At 71.7% G+C, this 24,738-nt stretch carries 17 protein-coding genes and 1 riboswitch; of the genes, 6 read left to right on the plus strand and 11 right to left on the minus strand.

The window, feature by feature from the left end:
* Positions 1 to 4 precede the first annotated feature (4 nt).
* The 7 genes from ACM9LD_RS10480 to ACM9LD_RS10510 all read right to left on the minus strand — a co-directional run bounded on the left by ACM9LD_RS10480 (position 5) and on the right by ACM9LD_RS10510 (position 8,407).
* On the minus strand, positions 5 to 1,630 hold the full coding sequence (locus ACM9LD_RS10480; protein WP_415676605.1) for an AMP-binding protein: 1,626 nt from the start codon (positions 1,628 to 1,630) through the stop codon (positions 5 to 7).
* Between the two features lie 22 nt (positions 1,631 to 1,652).
* Positions 1,653 to 2,495 carry an HpcH/HpaI aldolase/citrate lyase family protein gene (locus ACM9LD_RS10485; protein WP_415676606.1) on the minus strand — a complete coding sequence of 281 codons (843 nt, stop codon included), beginning with the start codon at positions 2,493 to 2,495 and terminating at the stop codon, positions 1,653 to 1,655.
* A complete protein-coding gene (locus ACM9LD_RS10490) occupies positions 2,496 to 2,999 on the minus strand; it encodes a MaoC family dehydratase (protein WP_415676607.1) in 504 nt (167 codons plus the stop codon).
* Entirely contained in the window at positions 2,996 to 4,144 is a 1,149-nt protein-coding gene (locus ACM9LD_RS10495) for an acyl-CoA dehydrogenase family protein (protein WP_415676608.1), read from the minus strand. The genes ACM9LD_RS10490 and ACM9LD_RS10495 overlap by 4 nt, the downstream gene beginning before the upstream one ends.
* A gap of 1 nt (position 4,145) precedes the next feature.
* Positions 4,146 to 6,131, minus strand: a complete 1,986-nt coding sequence (locus tag ACM9LD_RS10500) for an ATP-binding protein (protein ID WP_415676609.1) — start codon at positions 6,129 to 6,131, stop codon at positions 4,146 to 4,148.
* Positions 6,132 to 6,142: 11 nt separating this feature from the next.
* Positions 6,143 to 7,675 carry an acyl-CoA carboxylase subunit beta gene (locus tag ACM9LD_RS10505; protein WP_415676610.1) on the minus strand — a complete coding sequence of 511 codons (1,533 nt, stop codon included), beginning with the start codon at positions 7,673 to 7,675 and terminating at the stop codon, positions 6,143 to 6,145.
* A gap of 117 nt (positions 7,676 to 7,792) precedes the next feature.
* Complete coding sequence (locus ACM9LD_RS10510) at positions 7,793 to 8,407, minus strand: TetR/AcrR family transcriptional regulator (RefSeq protein WP_224649486.1); 615 nt, start codon at positions 8,405 to 8,407, stop codon at positions 7,793 to 7,795.
* 59 nt (positions 8,408 to 8,466) lie between these two features.
* Positions 8,467 to 8,635, plus strand: a riboswitch (M-box (ykoK) riboswitch).
* 271 nt (positions 8,636 to 8,906) lie between these two features.
* Between ACM9LD_RS10510 and ACM9LD_RS10515 the strand changes: the two genes are divergently transcribed.
* The 4 genes from ACM9LD_RS10515 (at position 8,907) to ACM9LD_RS10530 (ending at position 13,912) form a co-directional block, all read left to right on the plus strand.
* On the plus strand, positions 8,907 to 9,629 hold the full coding sequence (locus ACM9LD_RS10515; protein ID WP_415676611.1) for an MgtC/SapB family protein: 723 nt from the start codon (positions 8,907 to 8,909) through the stop codon (positions 9,627 to 9,629).
* Entirely contained in the window at positions 9,626 to 11,380 is a 1,755-nt protein-coding gene (locus tag ACM9LD_RS10520) for an ABC transporter permease (protein WP_462933951.1), read from the plus strand. The genes ACM9LD_RS10515 and ACM9LD_RS10520 overlap by 4 nt, the downstream gene beginning before the upstream one ends.
* Before the next feature lie 27 nt (positions 11,381 to 11,407).
* Positions 11,408 to 12,706 (plus strand): ABC transporter ATP-binding protein, encoded by a 1,299-nt coding sequence (locus ACM9LD_RS10525; RefSeq protein ID WP_415676612.1) that lies wholly within the window; start codon positions 11,408 to 11,410, stop codon positions 12,704 to 12,706.
* Positions 12,707 to 12,901: 195 nt separating this feature from the next.
* On the plus strand, positions 12,902 to 13,912 hold the full coding sequence (locus tag ACM9LD_RS10530; protein WP_415676613.1) for a M23 family metallopeptidase: 1,011 nt from the start codon (positions 12,902 to 12,904) through the stop codon (positions 13,910 to 13,912).
* Between the two features lie 69 nt (positions 13,913 to 13,981).
* Here the strand turns inward: ACM9LD_RS10530 and pcrA are convergent, their stop codons facing one another.
* The 3 genes from pcrA to ACM9LD_RS10545 form a co-directional block, all read right to left on the minus strand.
* Positions 13,982 to 16,414 carry a DNA helicase PcrA gene (pcrA, locus tag ACM9LD_RS10535; protein ID WP_415676614.1) on the minus strand — a complete coding sequence of 811 codons (2,433 nt, stop codon included), beginning with the start codon at positions 16,412 to 16,414 and terminating at the stop codon, positions 13,982 to 13,984.
* A gap of 149 nt (positions 16,415 to 16,563) precedes the next feature.
* Positions 16,564 to 18,375 carry a hypothetical protein gene (locus ACM9LD_RS10540; RefSeq protein WP_415676615.1) on the minus strand — a complete coding sequence of 604 codons (1,812 nt, stop codon included), beginning with the start codon at positions 18,373 to 18,375 and terminating at the stop codon, positions 16,564 to 16,566.
* 2,247 nt (positions 18,376 to 20,622) lie between these two features.
* The gene (locus ACM9LD_RS10545) at positions 20,623 to 22,452 is read right to left on the minus strand and encodes a hypothetical protein (protein WP_415676616.1); all 1,830 of its coding nucleotides are present in this window, start codon (positions 22,450 to 22,452) and stop codon (positions 20,623 to 20,625) included.
* A 43-nt stretch (positions 22,453 to 22,495) separates the two neighbouring features.
* On the opposite strand from ACM9LD_RS10545, the gene ACM9LD_RS10550 reads away from it, so the two are divergent.
* Positions 22,496 to 22,780 (plus strand): chorismate mutase, encoded by a 285-nt coding sequence (locus ACM9LD_RS10550; protein WP_068524189.1) that lies wholly within the window; start codon positions 22,496 to 22,498, stop codon positions 22,778 to 22,780.
* A gap of 3 nt (positions 22,781 to 22,783) precedes the next feature.
* Here the strand turns inward: ACM9LD_RS10550 and ACM9LD_RS10555 are convergent, their stop codons facing one another.
* The gene (locus tag ACM9LD_RS10555; protein ID WP_415676617.1) at positions 22,784 to 23,911 is read right to left on the minus strand and encodes an FAD-dependent oxidoreductase; all 1,128 of its coding nucleotides are present in this window, start codon (positions 23,909 to 23,911) and stop codon (positions 22,784 to 22,786) included.
* A 73-nt stretch (positions 23,912 to 23,984) separates the two neighbouring features.
* On the opposite strand from ACM9LD_RS10555, the gene ACM9LD_RS10560 reads away from it, so the two are divergent.
* Positions 23,985 to 24,647, plus strand: coding sequence for a TetR/AcrR family transcriptional regulator (locus ACM9LD_RS10560; RefSeq protein ID WP_415676618.1), 663 nt, complete (start codon positions 23,985 to 23,987; stop codon positions 24,645 to 24,647).
* Positions 24,648 to 24,738 lie beyond the last annotated feature (91 nt).

Consider the following 24,738-nt stretch of genomic DNA (forward strand, 5'->3'; position numbering starts at 1 on the left):
GCCGTCAGCCTTCCAGACCGAGCAGCGTCACGGACTCTTCTCGCATCTGCACCTTGCGGATCTTTCCCGATACCGTCATAGGGAAAGCCGATACCACGTGCACGTAGCGGGGGATCTTGTGGCGCGCGATCTTCCCATCGGCGAAGGCCTTGAGGTCGTCGATCGTGAAGGAGTCCACGCCCTCCCGGAGCTGGATCCAGGCCATCAGCTCCTCGCCGTACTTCTCGTCGGGCACGCCGATCACCTGCGCGTCGAGGATGTCCGGGTGGGTGTAGAGGAACTCCTCGATCTCGCGCGGGTAGATGTTCTCGCCGCCGCGGATCACCATGTCCTTGATCCGGCCGGTGACCCGCACGTAGCCGTTCTCGTCCATGGTCGCGAGGTCGCCGGTGTGCATCCAGCCCTCGGCGTCGATCGCCTCGGCGGTCTTCTCCGCGTTGTTCCAGTAGCCCTTCATCACCGAATAGCCACGGGTGCACAGCTCCCCGACCTCGCCGCGGGGCATCACGGTGCCGTCGATCGGGTCGATCACCTGGATCTCCAGGTGCGGCCCCACCCGCCCGACGGTGCCGACGCGCAGCTCGAGCGCGTCGTCCACGCGGGTCTGCGTGGAGACGGGCGAGGTCTCGGTCATGCCGTAGCAGATCGACACCTCGGACATGCCCATCCGGTCGACCACCTTGCGCATGACCTCCTCCGGGCACGGCGAGCCGGCCATGATTCCCGTGCGCAGGCTGGAGAGGTCGTAGGAGTCGAAGTTCCCGAGCGCGAGCTCGGCGATGAACATGGTGGGCACGCCGTAGAGGCTCGTGCACTTCTCGGCGGCGACGGCGGCCAGCGCGTCCTCCGGCACGAAGGCGGGCCCGGGGATCACCATGGCGGCACCGTGGGTGATGGCTGCGAGGTTGCCCATCACCATGCCGAAGCAGTGGTAGAAGGGCACGGGGATGCAGATCGAGTCCTGCTCGGTGTAGTTCAGCAGCTCACCCACGAGGAAGCCGTTGTTGAGGATGTTGCCGTGGGTAAGCGTGGCGCCCTTGGGGAATCCCGTCGTGCCCGAGGTGTACTGGATGTTGATCGGGTCGTCGGCACGCAGCTCGTCGCCGAGATCGGCGAGCGCGTCGAGCTCGTCCTCGGTGGGCGCGGCGAGGTAGGCGTCCCACGCCGGGGTGCCGAACTCCACCACGTCGCGGAGCTCGGGGGCCTCCGGCCGGGCGGTGGCGAGCATCGCCGCGTACTCGGAGGTCTTGAAGCGGGTCATCGTGAACACGGCGACGATGCCGGACTGGTTCAGCGCGTACTCCAGCTCGCGCTGCCGGTAGGCGGGATTGAGGTTGACCAGGATGACGCCGGCCAGCGCCGTACCGAACTGCACGACGACCCACTCCGGGGTGTTGGGCGCCCACACGCCCACGCGGTCGCCGCGGCGGATCCCGTTCCGCAGCAAGCCCGCCGCGAACGCGCGGGAGTCGGCGAGCAGCTCGTCGTAGGTCCACCGGCGGCCCGAGGGCACGTCGACGAGGGCGGTGCGCTCGCCGAACCGGTCGGTCGTCATCTCGAGCTGGGCGCCGATCGTGGCGGTGAGCAGCGCGGGCTCGGCCTCGCCGCGATCGTAGGACGGGGTGGTCATCTCTTCACTCCTACTGATTTCTTCAGTCGGCCCGGGCGACGATCGCGCGGGCCTGGGCGAGCAGCGGCGCGTCGATCATCCGACCCCGCACCTGGTAGACGCCGTTGTTGCCGGCCTCGGCCTCGAGCACCTCGCGAGCCCAGGCGATCTCGTCGTCCGTGGGCCGGTAGGCCGCGCGGATCACGGCCGCCTGCGAGGGGTGGATGCAGACGGTGGCGGCGAAGCCGAGCGCCACGGCGTCCTCGGCCTCGGCGGCGAGCCCCTCGGTGTCGGCGATGTCGATGTGCACCGCGTCGAGCGCGAACTTGCCGTGGGCCGCGGCCGCGAGGCGGGTCGCCGAGCGGACGTGCCGCGGGACGTCGCGGTAGGTCGCGTCGGCGAAGCGGCTGGACCGCCCGCCCATCGCGGCCACCAGGTCCTCCGCGCCCCACATGAGGCCGATGCACCGCGGATGGGCGGCGATCTCGTTCACGTTCACCGCCCCGAGAGGCGTTTCGATGAGCGCGATCACCTGCAGACCGTCGACCTGCGCCAGCTTGTCCAGCTGGTGCGCCGACTCGGTCTTCGCGAGCATGACCACACGATAGGCCGTGCGGCGCAGCGCCTCGATGTCTTCGGCGAAGTCGTAGGTGCCGAAGGCGTTCACCCGCACGATCGTCGTCGCCGGGTCGAGATCGTTGTCGATCAGGGCCGCGCGGGCCGCGGGCCGCGCGTCGGCGGTCACCGCGTCCTCGAGGTCGAGGATCACGGCGTCGGCGCGCTCGGCCGCCTTGGCGTACCGCTCGGGCCGATCGGCGGGGCAGAACAGGATCGCGGGGCCCGGCGGCTGCCAGGCCGGGGCGTCGCGCCCGTCGTGGTGGAACATCTACGCCCCCTCCCCCGACGGTGCCCGGCGCACCAGCGTGGACCGCTCGGCCACCGCGACCACGGCGCCGTCCTGGTTCCGCGCGACGTGCCGCAGGTTGACGATGCCCTCGCCGGGCCGCGACTTCGACTCCCGCTTGCCCGTGCACAGCGTCTCCGCGTACAGGGTGTCGCCGGCGAACACCGGCGCGGGGAAGGCGATCTCGGAGAAGCCGAGGTTCGCGACGAGCGTGCCCTGGGTGAGCTGCGCGACGGACAGGCCCACCAGGGTGGAGAGCGTGTACATCGAGTTCACCAGGCGCTGGCCGCCGAAGCCGGGCTGCTGCGCCGACCAGTGCGCGTCCAGGTGCAGCGCCTGGGTGTTCATGGTCAGCTTGGTGAACAGCATGTTGTCGGCCTCGGTGACGGTGACGCCGGGCCGGTGCTCGTAGAGCACGCCCTCGGAGAACTCGTCGAACCACAGGCCGCGCTGGGTGAGCCGGCGCACGGGCTCCTGCTCGCTCACGAGTTCAGCCCCAGCGAACGCGCGATCAGCATGAGCTGGACCTCGGTGGTGCCCTCGCCGATCTCGAGGATCTTCGAGTCGCGGTAGTGCCGGGCGACGGGGTACTCGTTCATGAAGCCGTAGCCGCCGTGGATCTGGGTGGCCATGCGCGCGTTGTCCATCGCCGCCTCGGAGGAGATCATCTTGGCGATGGCGGCCTCCTTCTTGAAGGGCTTGCCGGCCAGCATGAGCCGCGCGGCCTCGTAGTAGGCGACGCGCGAGGTGTGCGCCCGCGCCTCCATCCGCGCGATGGCGAAGGCGATCGACTGGAACTCGCCGATCGGCTTGCCGAAGGCGTTGCGCTCCTTGGCGTACTTCACCGACTCGTCGACGCAGCCCTGCGCGGCGCCGGTGGCGACGGCGGCGATGGCGATGCGGCCCTCGTCGAGGATGGAGAGGAAGTTCGCGTAGCCGCGCCCCTCCTCGCCCAGCAGGTTCTCCGCGGGCACGCGCACGTCGGAGAAGCTCAGCGGGTGCGTGTCGGAGGCGTTCCAGCCCACCTTGTTGTACGCGGGCTCCACGGTGAAGCCCGGCGTGCCGCTGGGCACGATGATCGTGGAGATCTGCTTGCGGCCGTCGGGCTTGGTGCCGGTCACCGCGGTCACCGTCACCAGGCTGGTGATGTCGGTGCCGGAGTTGGTGATGAACTGCTTGGAGCCGTTGATGACCCACTGATCGCCGTCGCGCTTGGCGGTGGTCTGGGTGCCGGAGGCGTCCGAGCCGCAGCCGGGCTCGGTGAGCCCGAAGCCGGCGAGGTTCTCGCCCGCGGCCAGGGAGGGCAGGTACTTCTGCTTCTGCTCCTCGGTGCCGAATTTGTAGATCGGCATGGCGCCGAGGCCGACGCCGGCCTCCACCGTCATGGCGACCGACTGGTCGACGCGGCCTAGCTCCTCCAGCGCGAGGGCGAGCGCGAAGTAGTCGCCGCCCATGCCGCCGTACTCCTCGGGGAACGGCAGGCCGAACAGGCCCATCCGACCCATCTGCTTCACGACCTCGTACGGGAAGGAGTGCTCCTCGTCGTGCTTGGCCGAGACGGGCGCGACCACCTGGTTCGCGAAGTCGCGCACCGTGTCCCGCAGGTCGGCGTAGTCCTGGGTCAGTTCCATGTCAGTTCTCTTCCGTTTCGGTAGCCGTGACGCTCGCGAGCACCTGGGCCGCGGTCACCTTGTCTCCTGCGCGCACCGCGATCGAGACCACGCCGTCGTGCGGCGCGATCAGCGGCTGCTCCATCTTCATCGCCTCGATGATCACCAGGGTCTCGCCCTTGGTCACCGTCTGGCCGTCCTCGACCGGGACCGCGACCACGGCGCCCGGCATGGGGCTCACGACGTCGCCGCCGTGGGCGCCGTCGCGGTCCTTCGACGTGGACTTCGCGAGCGGCAGCTCGTACGTGCCGTCCTCGCCACTGACCCAATAGGTTCCGCGGTCGAGCGCGACGGTGACCGGCGTCGAGAAGCCGTCCACCACGAGCCGCTCGCCGATGATCCGGGCCGTGCCCGAGCTGTCGAGCGTGGATCCCTCCGCGGTGCCGCGCACCGTGACCGCGTCGCCGAGCACCGAGACGTGGACCTCCCCGGTCTCCTCCGTGCCGGCGAACCGGACGACGGTGGGCCGCGGGCCCCCGATGCGCCACCCGGTCTCGGTGCCCCACGGCCCCTCCCCGCGGGAGGCGGCGACCGCCGAGACCGCGGCGGCGGCGTACGCGCGGACCGTGGGCTCGGGGCGGGTGTACGTGGGCGCCAGGCGGTCCAGCAGTTCGGTGTCGAGCGCGCCGGAGACCACGTCGGCGTCGGCCAGGACGAACCGGCAGAAGTCGACGTTGGTGCGCAGGCCGGTGAGCTGCGTGCCGGCGAGGGCCTCGTCGAGCCGGCGCAGGGCCTGCTCGCGGTCGTCGGCGTGCACGATCACCTTGGCGAGCATGGGGTCGTAGTCGCTGCCGACGACGCTGCCGGCCTCGATGCCGGTGTCCACCCGGACGGGGCCGCGGCGGTCGCTGCGCGGGTACCGCAGGGCCGTGACGGTGCCGCCGGTGGGCAGGAAGCCGGCCGCCGGGTCCTCCGCGTAGACGCGCGCCTCCACGGCGTGGCCGGTGAGCACGATGTCGTCCTGCGTGAGCGACAGCTCCTCGCCATTGGCGACGCGGATCTGCTGCTCCACCAGGTCGACTCCGGTCACCAGTTCGGTGACGGGGTGCTCGACCTGCAGGCGGGTGTTCATCTCCATGAAGAAGAAGGCGTCGGGCCGCTTGGCCGAGACGATGAACTCGACGGTGCCCACGCCCGTGTACCCGACGGAGCGGGCGGCGTCGCACGCGGCGCGGCCGATCTCGGCGCGCGTGGCCTCGTCGAGCAGGGCCGACGGGGCCTCCTCGATCACCTTCTGATGGCGGCGCTGCAGCGAGCACTCGCGCTCGCCGAGGTGGATCACGTTGCCGTGCTTGTCCGCCAGCACCTGCACCTCGATGTGGCGCGGGGTGTCCACGAAGTGCTCCATGAACAGTGTGTCGTCGCCGAAGGCGGCGGCCGCCTCGCGCCGGGCCGCGGCGACCGCGGCGGGCAGGTCCGCCGGGGTCTCGACCCGGTGCATGCCCTTGCCGCCGCCGCCCGCGCTGGGCTTGATGAGGACGGGGAAGCCGATGCCCTCGGCCGCGTCGATGAGGTCGGCGTCCGTGAGGCCCGGACGGCTGATGCCGGGGACCACGGGAACGTCGCGCTCGACCACCGCGGCGCGGGCGGTGATCTTGTCGCCCATCGTCTCGATGGATTCGACGGGCGGGCCGAGGAATTCGATGCCCGCCTCCGACAGCGCCCGGGCGAAGGCGGCGTTCTCGGAGAGGAAGCCGTAGCCGGGGTGCACCGCGTCGGCGCCGGTGGCACGGGCCGCCTCGACGACCTTGTCGATGCGCAGGTAGCTCTCGGTGGCGGCCGCCGGGCCGAGGCGCACGGCCTCGTCGGCGAGCTTCACGTGCCGGGCGTCGGCGTCCGCGTCGGAGTACACCGCGACGCTGGCGATGCCGAGCGTGCGCAGCGTATCGATGACGCGGCAGGCGATCTCGCCGCGGTTCGCGATCAGGACCTTCTCGATCTTGCTCATGTTCGTCCCTCTCACATCCGGAAGACGCCGTAGGAGACCTCGGCCAGCGGCGCCCGGGACGCCGCCTCCAGCGCCAGGCCGAGGACGGTGCGGGTGTCGGCGGGGTCGATCACGCCGTCGTCCCACAGCCGGGCCGTGGAGTAGTAGGCCTGCGACTGCCGCTCGAACTGATCGCGCACGCCCTGCTTGAACTCCTCCATGCCCTCCTGCTCGCGGCGGACGGAGCCGAGGGTGTCGGCGGCCTGCGGGCCGCCCATCACGGAAATCCTTGCGTTGGGCCACATCCACAGGAAGCGCGGCGAGTAGGCGCGGCCGCACATGGAGTAGTTGCCGGCGCCGAAGGAGCCGCCCACGATCACCGTGAACTTGGGGACACGGGCGCAGGCGACGGCGGTGACCATCTTGGCGCCGTGCTTGGCGATGCCGCCCTCCTCGTACTGGCGCCCGACCATGAAGCCGGTGATGTTCTGGAGGAAGACCAGCGGGATCCGTCGCTTGTCGCAGAGCTCGATGAAGTGCGCGCCCTTCTGGGCGGCCTCGGCGAAGATCACGCCGTTGTTGCCGATGATGCCCACCGGGTGGCCGTGGATCCGCGCGAAGGCGGTCACCATCGTGGTGCCGAAGAGCTCCTTGAACTCGTCGAACTCGCCGTCGTCGACGATGATCTCGATGAGCTTGCGCACGTCGTAGCCGATCTTCGGATCGGTCGGCACCACGTCGTACAGGTCGGTCTGCGGGCGACGGGCGGGCAGCGCGGGCCGGACCTCCCACTGCCGCTCGCCGACGGGACCGAGGCGCCCGACGATCTGCCGGACCTTCTCCAGCGCCTCGTCGTCGGAGTCGACGAGGTGGTCGGTGACGCCGGACTTGGTGGAGTGCATGAGGCCGCCGCCCAGGTCCTCGGCGGAGACGTCCTCGCCCGTGGCGGCCTTCACCAGCGGCGGGCCCGCGAGGAAGATGGTGCCCTGGTCGCGGACGATGATCGTCTCGTCGCTCATGGCCGGCACGTAGGCGCCGCCGGCGGTGGAGCTGCCGAGCACCGCGGCGATCTGCGGGATGCCCGCAGCGCTCATGGTGGCCTGGTTGTAGAAGATCCGGCCGAAGTGCTCGCGGTCGGGGAAGACCTCCTCCTGGTTGAGCAGCATGGCACCGCCCGAGTCCACGAGGTACACGCAGGGCAGCCGGTTCTGCATCGCGATCTCCTGCGCGCGCAGGTGCTTCTTCACGGTGACCGGGTAGTAGGTGCCGCCGGAGACCGTCGCGTCGTTGGCGACGATCATCACCTGCCGTCCGGAGACGGTGCCGATGCCGGCGACGGCGCCCGCGGAGGGGGCCTTGCCGTCGTACATGTCCTCGGCCGCCAGGGGCGCCACCTCGAGGAACGGGCTGCCCGTGTCCAGCAGCCGCCGGATCCGCTCGCGCACCAGCAGCTTGCCGCGGCCCTCGTGCCGGGCGCGTGCCCGCTCACCGCCGCCCTGCGCCACCCTGTCGAGCCGTTCACGCAGCTCGGCGACGTTCGCCTCGTGTTCCTCGCGGAATGTCACGCCCGCTCCTTTGGGTTATTCACCATTAACTGAAAATGAGAATATGTGAGCCCGGCCACCGTGTCCAGTCTTACCCGGGGGTAGCTTCCGCGCGGCGGATTGCGCGGGTTGGTCGGGCTAGACGCCCAGAGCGGCGAGCGCCTTGTCGCGCAGCAGCGCGCGCAGTCGGGGCTGCGGCAGGGCCGGCAGGCTCGGGGCGGCGTTGATCAGGCCGAAGACGGCGTGCACGACGGCGCGGTTGTCCACCGGATCGCCGCCGAGCGCAGTGAGCGCGTCGGCCCACAGCTCCACGTACTGCCGCTGCAGCCGGCGTACCCGGCGCGCCGACTCCGGCGCGAGCGACCACATGTCGCGGTACTGCACGCGGATGAGATCCGGCTCGGAGGCGGCGAAGTCGACGTGGAAGTCGACGAGGTCGCGCAGCGCCTGCCGCGGATCGTCGGCGCGCTCCTCCGCGACCCGGCGGCCACCGTCGTAGAGGTACTCGGAGATCTCCACCAGGAGGGCGGCGAGCACGTCCTGCTTGCCCGCGAAATGGCGGTACATGGCCGGGCCGGAGACGCCCGCGGCCGCGCCGATGTCCTCGAGGCGCACGCCGGCGAAGCCGCGCTCGGCCATGAGCGCCGCCGCCGCGGCGAGCAACTCGCGGCGGCGCGCCGCCTTCGCGCGCTCGCGCGCCGTCCCCGCCTCGAGCCCTGCCGCGCCGGACCGGCGGGTCGTCGGTACCTCCATGGCGGGCCACACTACTCGGCTTGCAGCGCTAACGGCCCCGTGTCATGCTTGTTCCGCAAGGCGCCAATCGTTCGCTGAGGCTCCTTCGCGGAAACAGGCCAGCGACCCCGAACGTCGAGAGACGCCCCGGGTCAGGACAGGCGCATCCGGCTTAAGGGTGCTCCCCGATTGGCTCCCGTTCACGGGTTCACGCCGCGAAGTGCTGAAGGTCTGACGTGGAGGGGCGCACTTTCTCCACCCTCCCTCCCGGCGCGCGGAAACGTCGACCCCTGGAGGTGATGCAATGCCCGACGACAGTCGTAGTCGATCGCTCGGCGCTTCCCGCATCACCGCGGGAAGCCGCTGAGCGCACCATGATCCGGGCCGGAGGCCCCTCCTTCCGACGGTACGCCGTCGGTCGCGTCGTGCCGCCTCCGTCCCACTGACAGATCCACACCCTGCTCCGCCGCGCCCCTCGGGCAGCGGCGCAGTAGCGCGTGCCCGGACGAGGGGAATCACCATGCACGCCACCACGAACATCGACCTGCTCGACATCCTGCTGCGCATCGCGGCGGGCGTCGGCTTCGGCACCCTGATCGGACTCGAGCGCCAGTACCGCGCCCGCATGGCCGGCCTGCGCACCAACGCGCTCGTCTCGGTCGGGTCGGCGCTCTTCGTCGTCCTGTCCGCGTACGGATTCGCGGGCGGCGACCCCACCCGCGTCGCGGCCCAGATCGTCTCGGGCATCGGCTTCCTCGGCGGTGGCGTGATCCTGCGCGACGGCCTCACCGTGCGCGGCCTGAACACCGCCGCCACCCTGTGGTGCTCCGCCGCCGTCGGCGCGCTGTCCGGCTCGGGGATGTACATCCCGGCCGCCATCGGCACCGTCGTGGTGATCGGGGTGAACACCGCCCTGCGCTCGGTCGGCCACGCCGTCGACCGCGCGCCCGACAACGGCAAGGAGGCGCCGAGCCGGTACGAGTTCGTCGCCGTCACACGCGACGAGAACGAGGCGCACGTCCGCGTCATGCTGGTTCAGGCCCTGAGCCGCACCGTCTTCCACCTGCAGTCGATCAGCAGCGTGGACACCGCCGACGGCAAGGTGGAGGTGCGCGCCACCCTCGCCGCCGACGGCCGTGACGACCGCGCGCTGGAGACCGCGATCAGCCAGCTCAGCATGGAGCCGTCGGTCACGGCGGTGCGCTGGGACGCGCTGCCCGAGCGCGAGGAGGCGGATCTGTGAGCACGCTGACCGCTCCCGCGCTCGGCGGCCGCCGGGCCGAGCGTGAGGGCCGCCGCTCCGTCGTCGCCGACGTGCTCGTGATCGCCGGCGCGGCCGCGCTGATCTGGCTGACGATCCGCGTCGGCCAGGGCATGGGCGCGCCGATCGACCTGGCGCACAGCACCGCCCGCGTCGACACCGACCCGTCGAACCTGCCCTACTACGCGCTGCGCTCCCTGCTGCGCATGTTCCTGGCCCTGGCGGCGTCGATCGTCTTCACCTTCGGCTACGCGCTGCTCGCGGCGCGGTCGCGGCGCGCCCGCACGGTGCTGCTGCCGCTGCTGGACGTCCTGCAGTCCGTGCCGATCCTCGGCTTCCTGTCGGTGACCGTCACCGTCTTCCTCGCGCTCTTCCCCGGCTCGACGCTGGGCCTCGAGTGCGCCGCGGTCTTCGCGTTCTTCACCTCGCAGGCCTGGAACATGACCTTCGCCTTCTACCAGAGCCTGATCGGCCAGCCGCGGGAGCTCGGCGAGGCCGCCCGCGACCTGGGACTGTCGCGCTGGCAACGGTTCTGGCGGCTCGATGTGCCCAGCGGCATGATCCCGCTGGTCTGGAACGCCATGATGAGCTTCGGCGGCGGCTGGTTCTTCCTCACCGCCTCGGAGGCCGTCTCCGTGGCGGGCGACGAGTACGCCCTCCCCGGCATCGGCGCCTACGTCGCCACCGCCTCGTCCGACGGTGACCTCGCCCGCGTCGGGTGGGCGATCGCGGCCATGATCGTGGTCATCGTCGCGGTCAACCTGCTGTTCTGGAGCCCCCTGACCGCCTGGGCCGAGCGGTTCCGCCTCGAGGACTCCGCCACCGGCCGCGTGCCGCGCTCGGCCGTGCTGACCCTGCTCCGCCGCTCGCACGTCGCCGACGCGCTGCGCCGCGCCGCGGCCCCGGTGGTGACGGCGCTGGACCGGGTCTTCGGCGTGTTCGGCCGGACCGGGACCGCGGCGCCCGCGGACCCGCGCCGCGCCCGCCTCGGCGACCTGGCGTTCGGCACCGTCGTCCTGGCGGTCCTGGCGTACGGCCTGTGGCGGGCGCTCGAGGTGATCCTGCGCGACGCCGGGCTCGCCGAGGTGGGCCACGTCCTCCTGCTGGGCCTCGCCACGATGGCGCGGGTCGCGGTCGTCATGGTGTTCGCGACCGTCGTCTGGGTGCCGATCGGCGTGATCATCGGCCGCAGCCCCCGGCTGACCCGGGCGCTGCAGCCCGTCGTCCAGGTGTGCGCGAGCTTCCCCGCGAACTTCCTGTTCCCCCTGGTCACCGCGGTCCTCGTGGCGTGGAACATCCCCCTCGACCTGGGCGGCGTCGTCCTCATGGCGCTCGGCACGCAGTGGTACATCCTGTTCAACGTGATCGCCGCGGCCAGCGCGATCCCCGGCGACCTGCTCGAAGCCGCCGACAACATGCGCCTGCCCCGGCTGCTGAGATGGCGGTACGTGCTGCTGCCCGGCGTCTTCGCCGGCTACGTCACGGGCGGGATCACCGCCGCCGGCGGCGCCTGGAACGCCTCGATCGTCGCGGAGGTCGTCTCCTACGACGGCGAGACCCACCACGCCTACGGCCTCGGCGACTACATCGCGCAGGCCACGGCCGCGACCGGACCCGAGCACGCCTCGCACCTCCTGCTCGGCATCGTCGTGATGTGCCTGTTCGTGGTGGGCACCAACGCCGCCCTGTGGCGCCGCCTCTACCGCACCGCCGAGCGCCGCTACTCCCTCTAGTCACCCCTTATTACTAGGAGTCGTTCCATGACCACCACGCTCGCCACCCCGCTGATCCGCCTACAGGGCCTCACCAAGAGCTTCGAGGGCGCCCACGGCGACGCCCTGACCGTGCTCGACGGCATCGATCTCACCGTCGAGCACGGCGAGATCGTCGCGCTGCTCGGCCGGTCCGGCTCGGGCAAGTCCACCCTGCTGCGCATCATGGCCGGGCTGATCCCCGCGACGTCCGGCACCGTCGAATCCGACGGTGCGCCGCTGTCCGGGCCCAACCCCGCCGCCGCGATGGTCTTCCAGTCCTTCGCGCTGATGCCGTGGCTGACCGTCCAGGATAACGTCGAGCTGGGCCTGACCGCCCGGAACGTGCCGCGCGCCGAGCGCCGCGCCCGGGCGCTGGCGGCGATCGACACGATCGGCCTCGACGGCTTCGAGTCCGCGTACCCGAGGGAGCTGTCGGGCGGCATGCGGCAGCGGGTCGGCTTCGCCCGGGCATTGGTGCTCGAACCCGACCTCCTGCTCATGGACGAGCCCTTCTCCGCCCTCGACGTGCTCACCGCCGAGAATCTGCGGGGTGAGCTCGTGGAGCTGTGGGGCCGCGACGACGTCCCCACCCGGGGCGTCTGCATCGTCACGCACAACATCGAGGAGGCCGTGCTGCTCGCCGATCGCGTCGTGGTGCTGGGTTCCAAGCCCGGCCGCATCGTCCACGAGGCGCGCATCGCCCTGCCGCGGCCGCGCACCCGCACCGCGCCGGAGTTCGAGGCGATCGTGGACGAGCTGTACGGGGCCCTGACGGGCCGCGACGCGGAGATCGAGCACGAACCCGACCCCATCGAGGCGACGCCCGTGAGCCGGCCGCTCCCGGACGCCACCGTCGACGGCATCGCCGGCCTCCTCGAACTGGTCGCGGCGCACGGCGCGCACGCGGACCTTCCCGACCTCGCGGCGGACCTCAGCTTCGAACTCGACGACATCATGCCGCTCGTCGATGCGGCGGCCCTGCTCGGCTTCGTCGAGGTCACCGGGAACGACATCGGCCTCACCGACCGCGGCGCGACGTTCGTCCGTGTGCCGCTCACGGAGGCCAAGGAGGTGTTCGCGCGGCAGGCCGCCGAGCGGGCCCCGCTGGTGCGGACCGTGCTGCGGGCGCTGCGGACGGCGCCCGACGGCGCGCTGCGGAGCGGCTTCTTCCTGGACCTGCTGCGGCGGGGGTTCGGCGCCGAGGACGCGGAACGCCAGCTGCGGCTGGCCGTCGACTGGGGCCGCTACGGCGAACTCTACGATTACGACGCCGACGGTGGCCGGATCCGCCTGGACCAGGGATGACGCATCGTCATCTGACAGTTTGTGATCGCATTGTGACCAAGCACACATTCACGCGAACCGCCCCCCTAGAGGTTGTCTCGCCGCAATCATTTCGTTATCGTCGACGGGACGCGGATCACGAAGCGGTCACGATGAGGACATCGTCGGATCACCACGTGGTCCGAAGTGCGGTTTTACGGTTGGAGTAGGCGAGATATGACACGGAGTCGCGAGAACCACGTGCGCTGGCAAGGCGGCACGCAGGTCCTCGATGATGAGTCGATCACCGCGATCATCCCGCTGGATGAGCTCGAGACACGCCTCGAGGAGGCCTACTCCGAGACCTGGACCGATGCGCCGGACGACACCGCGCTGGTCTACCGCCCCTCCAGCTCCGAGGTCACGCAGGACCTCATGATCCCCGAGGTGCTGTTCACCGGGGACACCGAGCTCGACGCGCCCGACCTGGACGAGCTCGAGGACACCGCACTCCTCGGCACGCCGGAGGCCGCCCCCGAGCTGCTCCCCGTGCCCGTCCGCAAGGGCGGCAAGCACCGCGTCCCCACCGCGCCGCACGCCCTCAAGGGCCGCGCCGCGCTGCTCGCTCTCGCCGCGGGCGCCAGCGTCGCCGGCGCCGCCGTGGTCAACGCCACCAGCGGAGACGCCCCGTCGACCTCGCAGCAGCCGATCGTCCCGCCCGCCGCGGGCCCCGAGGCCAACGCCGGCCGCCAGGCGCCCCTGCCCGCCGCGCAGGACACCGAGCAGTTCACCGCCGGTCTGGCCGGCGGCAAGGCCCGCAAGGACGCGGACGACAAGCGCATCATCGACTCGATGCGCCCGAAGGTGACCGCCCCCGTGAACGGCGCCACCCTCACCTCGAACTTCGGCACCCGCTGGGGCGCCATGCACGGCGGCCTCGACCTGGCCGCCCCGCTCGGCACCCCGCTCTTCGCGGCCGCCGACGGCGTGGTCACCGACGCGGGCCCCGCCTCGGGCTTCGGCATCTGGATCAAGATCCGCCTGACCGACGGCACCGTGCTGGTCTACGGCCACATGTACAACGTGAACGTCCAGGCCGGCCAGACCGTCAAGGCGGGCGACCTCATCAGCTGGGTCGGCAACAACGGCTACTCCACCGGCCCGCACCTGCACTTCGAGGTGCACGGCGCCGGCGGCGCGAAGCTGGACCCGCAGGCCTGGCTCGCCGAGCGCGGCGTCCGCGTCTAAGACTCCCCACACGCTGAAAGGCGCCCCGGATCACCGGGGCGCCTTTCGCGTCGTTCGGGGCGCTCCGCCCTAGAGCTTCTCCATCGGCAGGCCGCCGAAGGTCATCAGGGTGACGGTGCCCGACGAGCCGAAGTCGAACGTCGCGCGCTCCATCGGGCCCGCGCCCGTGACCGCGGTGACGGTGCCGAGCCCGAAGGAGTCGTGCGAGACCCGGTCGCCCACGGCGAGCGAGAGCTTGTTGGCGCGGCGCGTGGTCTTGGGAGCACGCTTGGGCGTCCAGCCACCGTCGGCCCCCGAGGACCGGCCCCGGCCGCCGTACTGCCCGCCCCCGTTCTGGCCGCCCCACGACGAGCGGTCCTGCCCGAAGACGCCGCGCGAGCCGCCGAACTGGCTGCGCTTGGGCTCGAGCCGGCGCCAATCGATGAGGTGCTGCGGGATCTCGGCGAGGAAGCGCGACTCCGGGTTCTGCATCGGATCGCCCCAGGTGGCGCGGACCATTGCACGCGAGAGGTAGAGGCGCTCGCGGGCGCGGGTGATGCCCACGTAGGCGAGCCGCCGCTCCTCGGCGAGCTCCGCCTCGTCGCCCAACGCGCGCATGTGCGGGAACTGCCCGTCCTCCCAGCCGGTCACGAAGACCACCGGGAACTCGAGGCCCTTCGCGGTGTGCAGGGTCATCATCGTGACGACGCCCGCCTCGCTGTCGGGCACCTGGTCGGCGTCCGCCACCAGCGAGACCCGCTCGAGGAAGGCTGCCAGGGAGCCGGGCTCGGGCGCCCCCTCGTCGACGACGACGTCGGTGAAGTCCTGCGCGGAGAACTCCCGCGCGACGCTGATGAGCTCCTCGATGTTCTCGAGGCGCGCGCCGTCCTGTGGGTCCGAGGAGCCCTCCAGCTCGGCCCGGTAGCCCGTCTTCTCGACGACGGCCTCGAGCAGATCGCCCAGATCCTGATCCTCGTCGGCTGCGGTGCGCCGCAGGTCGGCCATGAGGCCCGCGAACGTGGCGATCGCGTTGCGCGAGCGCGGGTTCAGCATGGCGACGGTGCCGTCGACCGCGTCCTCGATGGCGGCGGCGAACGTGGAGTTCCGGTTCTCGGCGTGCACGGTGAGGCAGGCCTGCGCCCGATCGCCGATGCCGCGGCGCGGGGTGTTGACGATGCGCTGCAGGCTGACGGTGTCGTTCGGGTTGTCGATCGCGCGCAGGTACGCGACCAGGTCCCGCACCTCCTTGCGCTCGTAGAAGCGGACCCCGCCGACCACCTTGTAGGGCACGCCGTGGCGGATGAAGACCTCCTCCAGCACGCGCGCGGCGGTGTTGGTCCGGTAGAAGACGGCCACGTCGCTGTACTTGACGCCCTTGTCGGCCAGCGCGTCGATCTCGGAGACCACGAAGCTGGCCTCGTCGTGCTCGTTGTCGGCGACGTAGCCGGTGATGAGGTCACCGTCGCCCTGGTCGGTCCAGAGTTTCTTCTCGCGCCGGCCCGCGTTGCGGGAGATGACCGCGTTGGCCGCGGACAGGATGGTCTGGGTGGAGCGGTAATTCTGCTCCAGCAGGATGGTCTCCGCGTTCGGGAAGTCCCGCTCGAACTCCTCGATGTTGCGGATCGTGGCGCCGCGGAAGGCGTAGATCGACTGGTCCGCGTCACCCACGACGCACAGCTCGCTGGGCTCCACGCCGTCGGCGTCGGTCTCCAGGCCCACCAGCTCGCGGACCAGCACGTACTGCGCGTGGTTGGTGTCCTGGTACTCGTCGACCATCACGTGCCGGAAGCGGCGGCGGTAGTACTGGGCGACGTTGGGGTGCGACTGCAGCAGCGCCACCGTCTCCCCGATGAGATCGTCGAAATCGAAGGCGTTCGCGCCGCGCAGGCGGGTCTGGTAGGTGCCGTAGACCTCGGCGACGGTGACCGCGAAGGGCTCCCCCGTCTTCGCCGCGTCCGCGGCGGCCTGCTCCGGATCGATCAGCTCGTTCTTGAGGTTGCTGATGTGGGTGGCGAGCGCCCGCGGCGCGAACTTCTTCGCGTCCAGCCCCATGTCCTTGACGATCATGGTGAGCAGGCGGCGGGAATCGTCCGCGTCGTAGATGGAGAAGTTGGAGTTCATGCCCGGCAGCAGGCCGGCCTGGGCGCGGAGGATACGCACGCACGTGGAGTGGAACGTGGAGACCCACATGATCTTGGCGCGATTGCCGATGATGCCGGCGACGCGCTCCCGCATCTCCGCCGCGGCCTTGTTGGTGAAGGTGATCGCGAGGATCTGGCCGGGGTGCATGTTGCGGGCGGCCAGCAGGTAGGCGATGCGGCGCGTGAGCACCGCCGTCTTACCCGAGCCCGCGCCCGCGACGATGAGCAGCGGAGATCCCTCGTGCAGCACCGCGGCGCGCTGCTGCGGATTCAGCCCCTCGAGCAGTTCCTGGCCGCGTTCCTGCCGCTCCACCTGCGCTTTCGAGCGGGAAAACGGCTGACGCTGGCGGAGTCCGGACTGCTGCGGTGCTGGGCTACTCATCTCCCGTCCAGAGTAGCCGGGGCGACCGACAGGTTTCGCAGCCGCGCCCGAGGGCGGGCAGAGCCGGGGGCCGGGTGCGAACAATCGAAGCGTTCTGCGCGGTTCCGTTGCGGGAACCTCGCAGAACGCTTCGAAAGATGTGCCCTGACTCAGGCTGCGGCGGGAGCAGCCTCCGCGGTGTCGGCGCCGGCCGACTCGTCGGTGCCCGACGCGCCTGCACCAGCGGTGTCGTCGGACGCGGCACCGTCGGACGCGGCGCCGTCGGACGCGGCGGTCTCGTCGGTCGCCCCCTCAGCGGGCGCCTGCTCCGCCGGAGCCTCCGTCGCCGGGGTCCCCGTCGCGGGCGACTCGGCGGCCGGGGTCCCGGTCGCCGGAGTCTCAGCCGGGGTCTCGGTCGGCGTACCGGTGGTCGGCGTACCGGTCGACGGGGCGCCGTCCGCGGGCACCGTCGGAGTCGAGGGCTGCGTGACGCCGCCCGTCGCCGGCCCGGACGCCGCATCGTCGGCGGCGTCCACCACCGAGGTCTCGACCGCGGCCTTCGCCGGCGCATCGGCCAGGACCTTGGCGTCGCCCGCGCCGGCGGTCTTGCTGGTCAGCCCGCCGAGGAAGCCGGTCCCCACGCCCAGCAGGCCCGGGAGGAGGCCGATGGTGAACGGGTTGTCCGAGAACAGGGCGTCGCTGCCGGCGGTCAGCGTGCTCCCCAGCCCGGCCACCGCGGCGTTGATCGCCGCGATCGGGTCGCCCGTGCCGAGCGCCTTCACGACGTTCTCGAGGCCGGCGAAGGCCGTCGACGGAACCATGCGGGTGGCGTTGTACAGGCCCAGCGTCAGGTACAGCAGGGGCTCCGCGGCGCCGTCGAGGCCCTTGCCCAGGGGACCCAGGAACGGGTTGAGCTCGTCGCCGGTCTGGAGCACGGCGCCGCCGAGCTCGAGCAGCGGCGCGGCCAGGATGCCGTGGATGACCTCGTACGAGTCGGCCCACTTGCCGGCCGGGACGCCGGTGAGCAGGGTGCTGAGGATCCGCTGCACGCCGTCGGGCCCGGCGAGGTTGGTGGCGATCCGGGTCAGCGCGTCCGTCCAGATCCCGCCGATCGCGCCGAAGTCGGGCAGCGCGGTCGGCGACGCCGCGAGCGTCGACGCGGACGCGGAGGTGAAGGTGACCTTGTTGCCCGTCGGCAGCGTGAACGGCCCCGCGCTCGCCCAGTCGGATCCGGCGATCCCGCCGATGATCGTCGGGATCAGGTTGATCAGGCTGGGGATCGCGCCGTACTCGCCGAACAGCGCGCCGATCGCCTTCTCGCTGACGGCGGAGGCCGTGCCGAACAGGGAGGTCAGCGCCGCGGCGGGGCCGCCGGTGCTGAGCGCCTTGAGCGCGGCGGTGACGCCGTCGGCGAGGAGCGCCGGCACCTCGACGCCCGCCTGGAGTGGACCGAGCGCGAGCCCCAGGAGCGGCCCCAGTGCGGCCGTCAGACCGTCGCCGATCGGCCCGAGCTGGCCGCCGATCGCGTCCATCACGGGAAGCAGGCTGATCGCTGGCGTGAGGATCGCGCCGGTGATCGTCGTGGCGAAGGTCGTCCACGCGTCGCCGAGTTTCCCCGCGGCCAGGTCCTTCTGGATGCTCTCGAGGTTGGCGAACAGGTTGTTCCCGAGGTAGTCGAAGAAGGCCTTGCCGGCGTCCCCCGCCGCGCCGGCGACGATGCCCGCGGTGGCGAGCTGGTCCTCCACCAGCTTCGTCAGGCCGGTCACCGGGTCCGTGACGAACTTCAGGCCCATCGCCGTGGCCCAGTTCGCGACGGCACTGGCGGCGCCGCCGAGGTCCTGGACGATCGGCGGGAGCGACGGTGCCGTCACGGCGCCCATCGACGTGGCGACGGGGGCGACCGCGATCGCCGCCGCTGCGGCCATGGCGACGGCGGGTGCGGCGTAACGACGGTGGGAGGACCGAGGATCTGCTGCGAGCATGGAGAAACACCCTTCAACTGGAGTGAGCCGGATCACACGCGAACCGGACGAACGGAACATACGCCCACGTCGTGGATTTTCGGACGGCTTTCGAAGAAGCTTTGCGACACCACACGTCCATCTGTCTCAATGCAGTCTGCACGTTTCTGAACGCTGCACGTCACGCGGTGTTTTAGCCGTCGAATGCGGAACCGCTCCCCAGCGGTCGCGGCGCGGCCGGTAGTTCCGCGGCGCTCAGCACTGGAGAGCGGTTCCTTCGCACCGTCAGGCGTCGGCGGAGACCTCCGCGCCCGCCGTGGAGTCGGACGCGCCCTGCTCGACCTCGGCGCCTCCCGCCGTGGCCTGCTCCCCAGCCTCCGCCGGGGCCTCTGTGGTGGGCTCGGAGGGCACCGTCGGCTCCGCCGGAACGGTCGGCTCCGCGGGTGCCGTCGGCTCCGCGGGCTCGNCGGGGGCGGCGGGCTCCGCCGGGGTGGCCGGCTGGGCCGGGGTGGCCGGCTGGGCCGGGGTGACCGCCGCATCGTCGTCGACGACGGTGCCGCCGGCCGCCGGCGTGACGACCGCCGGGACCGACGCATCGACGGCGGCGGACGTCGCGGGCGCGGCGACCGTCTCAGCGGTCGCGACGGCGGGCGCGGTGGCGAGCACCCCTTCCGGCTGTGTCTTGCCGGTCACCCCGTCGACGAAGCCCTTGCCGACGTTGACCAGGGCGGGGATCAGCCCCGGCAGGTACTCGTCCTGCTTGAAGAAGACGTCGAGACCGGCGTTGAAGGTAGCGGCCGCACCGGTCGCCAGCGCCTTGGCCGCAGCAACGGGATCGCCCGAGCCGAGCGCCTTGACCACGTTCTCCATCGTCGCGAAGAACTCGGTACCGAACGTGATGGTCGTCCCGTAGGCCGCGGCGAACATCGAGATCAGCGGGCCCTGGGTTCCGTCGAGCCCCTTACCGAGCGGACCGAGGAACGGCGTGAACTTGGCGACGGTGTCCGTGAAAGTCGCACCCACACCGAGCAAGGGCGAGATCAGCGTCGCGTGCGCGAGCTGGAACGGGGCGACGAACTGCCCCTTGGGAATCGCGTCCGCATACGCCTGCAGCACGCGCGGAATGCCGTTCGCCCCGAAGTACGACTCCCCGAGCCCCTTGAGCACCGTCACCCATGTCTGTGCGAGTTCACCGAGGTCCGGGAACGTAGGCGGAGCCGCCGGCGACGCCGCGAGCGCGGAGGACGTCGCCACGGCGGCGCGGGCGGCCATGGCGTCGGCCTGCGCGGAGGCGGGGAGCTTGGGGATCAGTTCACCGAGCACCGCGGAACCGGCCTTGACCAGGTTGGGAATCAGCCCCGTCGCCGCGTTGGTGACGTTGGCCTCGAGGAACTTCCCGATGCCCGCGACGCCGGACGAGACGGCGGCACCGATCGTGGTGACGTCGCCGGAGAGCATCGCCTTGACGATGGTCTCGCCCGCGGCGAGCACCTCGTACGGCAGGCGCGTGGTGAGCGCGAGCGCGGACTGGCCGAGCGGGATCAGGTACGGGAAGGCCGCGTCCAGCCCCTTGCCGAGCGCCCCCAGCTTCGGGTTGAACTCGCCCGAGATCGGGAACAGGACGGCCATCATGCCGATCATCGCGGTGGTCTCGACCAGGCTGCCGATCGGCCGGTACGCGCCGGCGACGCTGCCGGCCTTGAGTGCCTCGAGCGCCTGCTCGAAGGACTTCTGCACGCCGCCGCCGTACTCGCCGGCGAGGCTGGCCTGGACCTGCTTGAAGGCCTCCTGCAGCGTGTTCGCCAGGAAGGTCACGTCGCCCCAGCCCCACGTGGGAGCCGCCGCCGCAGCGGCGACGGGGCCGGCGGCGCGGGGCAGGAACTCGGCGACGGAGCCGGCGACCTGCGTCTGCAGGTTCACCAGCTTCGCGGGGTTCACCAGGACGGTGGAGGCGGGCGCGGTGACGGCGCCGACGGAGGCGGTGATCGGCGCGACGGCGATCGCGGCGGCGGTCACCATGGCGAGGGAGGCGCCGGCGTAGCGGCGCGGGACGGATCGACGGACGACGGCTTGCATTTCAGGCAGCACCCTTCGGCTGGAGTGAGTCCGGTCACAGGAGATGCGGACCAGCGCACCCTACAACCCACGCCGTGGATTTACGTCCGAATTTCGGAAACTCTGCGACATCAGGCGTTGATGTGTCGCATCGATGAATCGACGCTGTGGGTAAACCGCAGGTCACGTCTCGTCAGACGGGGCGGCGAGGGATCAGCGGGCGGCCGACGCCGGGACCAGCAGGCCGACGGGCCCGCTGCCGACGCACGCGACCAGCCCCGGCGTCTCCGCGCGCGCGACGAGGCCGTCGCCGGTGCCGGTCACCCGGGCGTAGACGGTGTGCGCGCCCCTGCGAACGGGCACCCGGACCGGCGTGGCGCCGCGCTGCTGCTGCAGCACGACCACCCCGTCGGACGAGGCGAGGTAGTTGAATTCCACGACCCAGTCCCAGAACGCGAGCGGCCCCTCGTAGGCCAGGGTCGCGGGGGCGGTGTCGTCGACGCGGGTGCCGCACGGGAACGGTCCGAGCGGCAGGCTCCGGACGCGGGTGACCCGGCCGGGCCGGAAGCGTCCCTGCTGATCGACGACTGTCGTCTCCCCCGCGTGCTCGGCGAACCGCGGGTGCGCGGGCTGCGTGGCGAGGATCCGCGAGAGCCTGTTGTTCGGGGCGGCGAGCCGCGCCAGGATGTCGCCGTGGACCTCCTGGTCGAGCACCTCGCGATCCGCGTACGCGGCCGCCCCCTCGCGCAGGTTCTGCAGGTAGGGGCCGGTCGGATTGTCGTGCCACAGGGGCGCGAACCGGACGGCGGAGGCGGTGCCGCTGAGCGCGAAGGCGATCACCACCAGCATCCGGAGCCGCCGGTCGCTCGTGAATCCGGCGACTTTCGACCTCAGGAGGCCGAATCTGGCCTCGTGACCCCGGATTCGGCCGGTTTCACAACGCAGCACGATCGCGGCGGCCAGGGTGAGCACCCACGCGAAGTCGGCGAAGTAGCGCAGCGACAGCGGCAGCAACGCCGACGTGTACTCGGAGCTGCGCAGGAAGAAGACCGTCGACGAGGCGCCCAGGAAGTAGGCGCCGGCCGCGCCCCAGGCGGCGAGCCCGCGCGGCGCCCGCCACCAGGTCACGGCGAGGATCGCGGCGATCGCGACCAGCCCCACGACGGTGATCGTCACGTCGGTGACCACCAGCGGCGGCCCGGGGTTCTCGCGCCGCCACGTCCACGGCCCGCCCACCGCGGCCGGCGCGAGCACCGCGTTCACCGACCGCCACAGCACGCGCGCCGTGAACCCGACGGTGTGCGTGCCCGGCCGCGACGCCGTGACCGAGAGCCACAGCACTACCCATGCCACGACGACCAGCGCGAACGCCGCCCACAGCCGGCGGCCGCGGCGCAGCACCGTCCGGACCGGTCGACGGTGCCCGCGCACGTACGGCAGCAGGCAGGCCGCCGCGAGCGCGACGAACGGGATGACCAGCGCCTTCTCGAAGAAGAGCAGCGAGACCAGCAGCGCCGCCACCGCGTACGCGCCGGAACGCCGGCGGCCGCGCAGGTACCGCACCGTCTCCGCGACGACCACCGCGAGCCCGATCTGCAGCGGCAGCGCGTTGAGCGCCGACGCCCACCACGCCGTCGCCGTCAGCGTGAGCGGGCTGAACAGCAGGAAGACGAACGGCACCAGCACCACCGGGCGACGCCCGGCGACGATCACCAGCGTGCGCAGCGTGAGCACCGACGCGACCACCTGCAGCACCAGGATCGATGCTGCGGCCGCGGGCCAGCTCAGCGGCGCGACCCTGGTGGTCACCGCGGCCGCGAACAGCGTGCCGGGCATGAAGTGGCCGTCGTAGTCGACGAACCAGGCGCCGAGGTCGGTCAGCGGGCGCGACGCCCGGCCGATGAAGGCCACGTCGTCCCAGTAGAAGTTCCCGCGCGCGAGCACGTACCCGCGGACCGCGAGCTGCCCGACGATGAGCAACGCCGCGCCGATCCACAGCACGCGCCGCGAGGCGGGCAGGGCGGATGGGCTGGCGACGGACACGGTGCTCGATGGTAGATCCCGCGGCTGTGGAAAACTTGAACCCATGAGCACACCGGACGACACCGGCGCCGAGACGCCGCTCGCCGACGAGGAGATCCAGGCCCTGCGCGAGGAGATCGACCGCCTCGACGCCGAGATCCTGGCCGCGATCAAGCGCCGCAGCGAGGTCTCGCAGATCATCGGCCGCACGCGCATGGCGTCCGGCGGCACGCGTCTGGTGCACTCGCGCGAGATGAAGGTGCTCGAGCGGTTCTCCGAGCTCGGCCGCGAGGGCCACACCCTCGCGATGCTCCTGCTGCGCCTCGGCCGGGGCCCGCTCGGCCGGTAGCCGTCAGGCCCGGCCGACCCCTGCGAAGAAGTCCAGCAGGCTGTCGGGCGCGTCGCCGCCGAGCATCATCGTCGCCATCTCGTCCGCGTCCGCCGCGGACTGCTCGGCACGGACGAACATCTCGCTCTCGTAGGCGGTGAGGGCGGCGTCGAGGTCGCCGGGGTTCTCGACGATGTGCCGGGCCAGCTCGGCACCGTCGAACAGCGCGATGTTGGCGCCCTCCCCGGCCGGCGGGCTGACGTGCGCGGCGTCGCCGACCAGCGTGACGCCGGGGACGCGGTCCCACCGCAGCCCGACGGGCAGCGTGTAGAGCCGCCGCGGGACGAGCGGGGTGTCCGATTCGCCGATGAGGCGGGTCAGCTCCTCCGACCAGCCCGGGTACTCGACGAGCACGCGCTCGGCGGCCGACGAGTCCGTCCAGTCGATCGCGTCGACCCACTCCTCGGGCACGTGCAGCTGCGCATAGGTGTGGACGATGTCGCCCGCCTCCGCGTGCGTGCTGATCCCGCGGCCCGGCGCGAGCGCGAACATCGCGCCCTCCCCCACGAGCTCGGCGACGCCGGGGTGGCGGCGCCGGACGTCGTGCAGGTAGGTCTCGACGTACGTGGTGCCGTAGTACGACGGTGCCGCGTCCGTCACCAGGGCGCGCACCTTGGACCAGGCACCGTCGGCCCCGACCAGCAGGGCGGTCTCGACGACGGTGCCGTCGGCGAAGGTCAGCTCGTGCCGACCGCCGTCGAGCGCGCGCACCGCGACGACCTTGGCGCCCCAGCGGATGGCGTCGGCCGGCAGGGAGTCGATGAGCAGCTGTCGCAGCTCTCCGCGGAGGACCTCGGGCCGGCCGCCGTCGCCGTCGTCCGGGAGGTCGAGGAGGAGGGTGCCGTCGCGGCCGACGGCGCGGGTCGCCTCGCCGCCCTCGTGGATCAGCGCGCGGAACGGCGCGGTGAGGCCGGCCGCCGCGATCGCGGCCTGGCCGTCGGCCTCGTGGATGTCGAGCTGGCCGCCCTGCGTGCGCGACATGGGCGTCGGTTCGGCCTCGTAGACCACGGCGGTGATGCCGTGGACGTGCAGGACGCGGGCCAGGGCGAGGCCGCCGAGCCCGGCGCCGATGATCGTGATGGGTGTCTGCATGGTGCTCCCCTTCCGTTGGAACAATGTTCCATACGAGTTTGGAACATCGTTCCAGTCGTGTCAAGATGGAGTCGTGCCACCCCGCAGCCGCCGCACCGACGCCCTCTCCCGCGACCGCATCGTCGACGCCGCGATCGGCCTGCTCGACGAGAGCGGCGCCGACGCGCTGACCTTCCGCGCCCTCGCGACCACCCTGAACACGGGCAGCGGGGCGATCTACCACCACGTCGCGGGCAAGGGCGAGCTCCTCGCCGCCGCGACCGACGCCGTCCTGCGGCCGATCCTCGCCGCGCCCACGGACGGCCGCGACCCCCGGGAGACGATCCGCGCCCTTGCGCTCACCCTGTTCGACACGATCGACGCGCACCCGTGGCTCGCCGCCCAGGTGATGGCCGATCCGGGCCGGCCGGCGAACCTGCTGCTCAGCGAGCGGATCGGCGGCGCCGTGCTGGCGATGGGCACGCCGGACGAATCGCTGTTCGACGCCGCCACGGCGATCGTCGGCTACGTCCTCGGCGCGGCGGCGCAGAACGCCGCCAACGCCCGGTCGGATCTCGCGCGCAGCGGGCCCAGTCGCGAGGCGCTGCTGGGCGACGTCGCCTCCCGCATCGGGCAGCTGGACCCGGACGAGTTCCCGTACCTGCACCGCATCGCCGCCACCATGGCCGACCACGACGACCGCGCCCAGTTCCTCGCCGGGCTGGACCTGCTCCTCGCGGGCGTCGACGCCCTGTAGCGGCCGCACCACACCGGTCGCGATCCGTCAAGGATCACGTTCACGGTGCCATCGAACCCCAGGTCGGAAGGCCTTTCTCCGTCAGACTGGC

Source organism: Tsukamurella hominis, from assembly GCF_965137015.1.
Taxonomy (GTDB): Bacteria; Actinomycetota; Actinomycetes; order Mycobacteriales; family Mycobacteriaceae; genus Tsukamurella; species Tsukamurella hominis.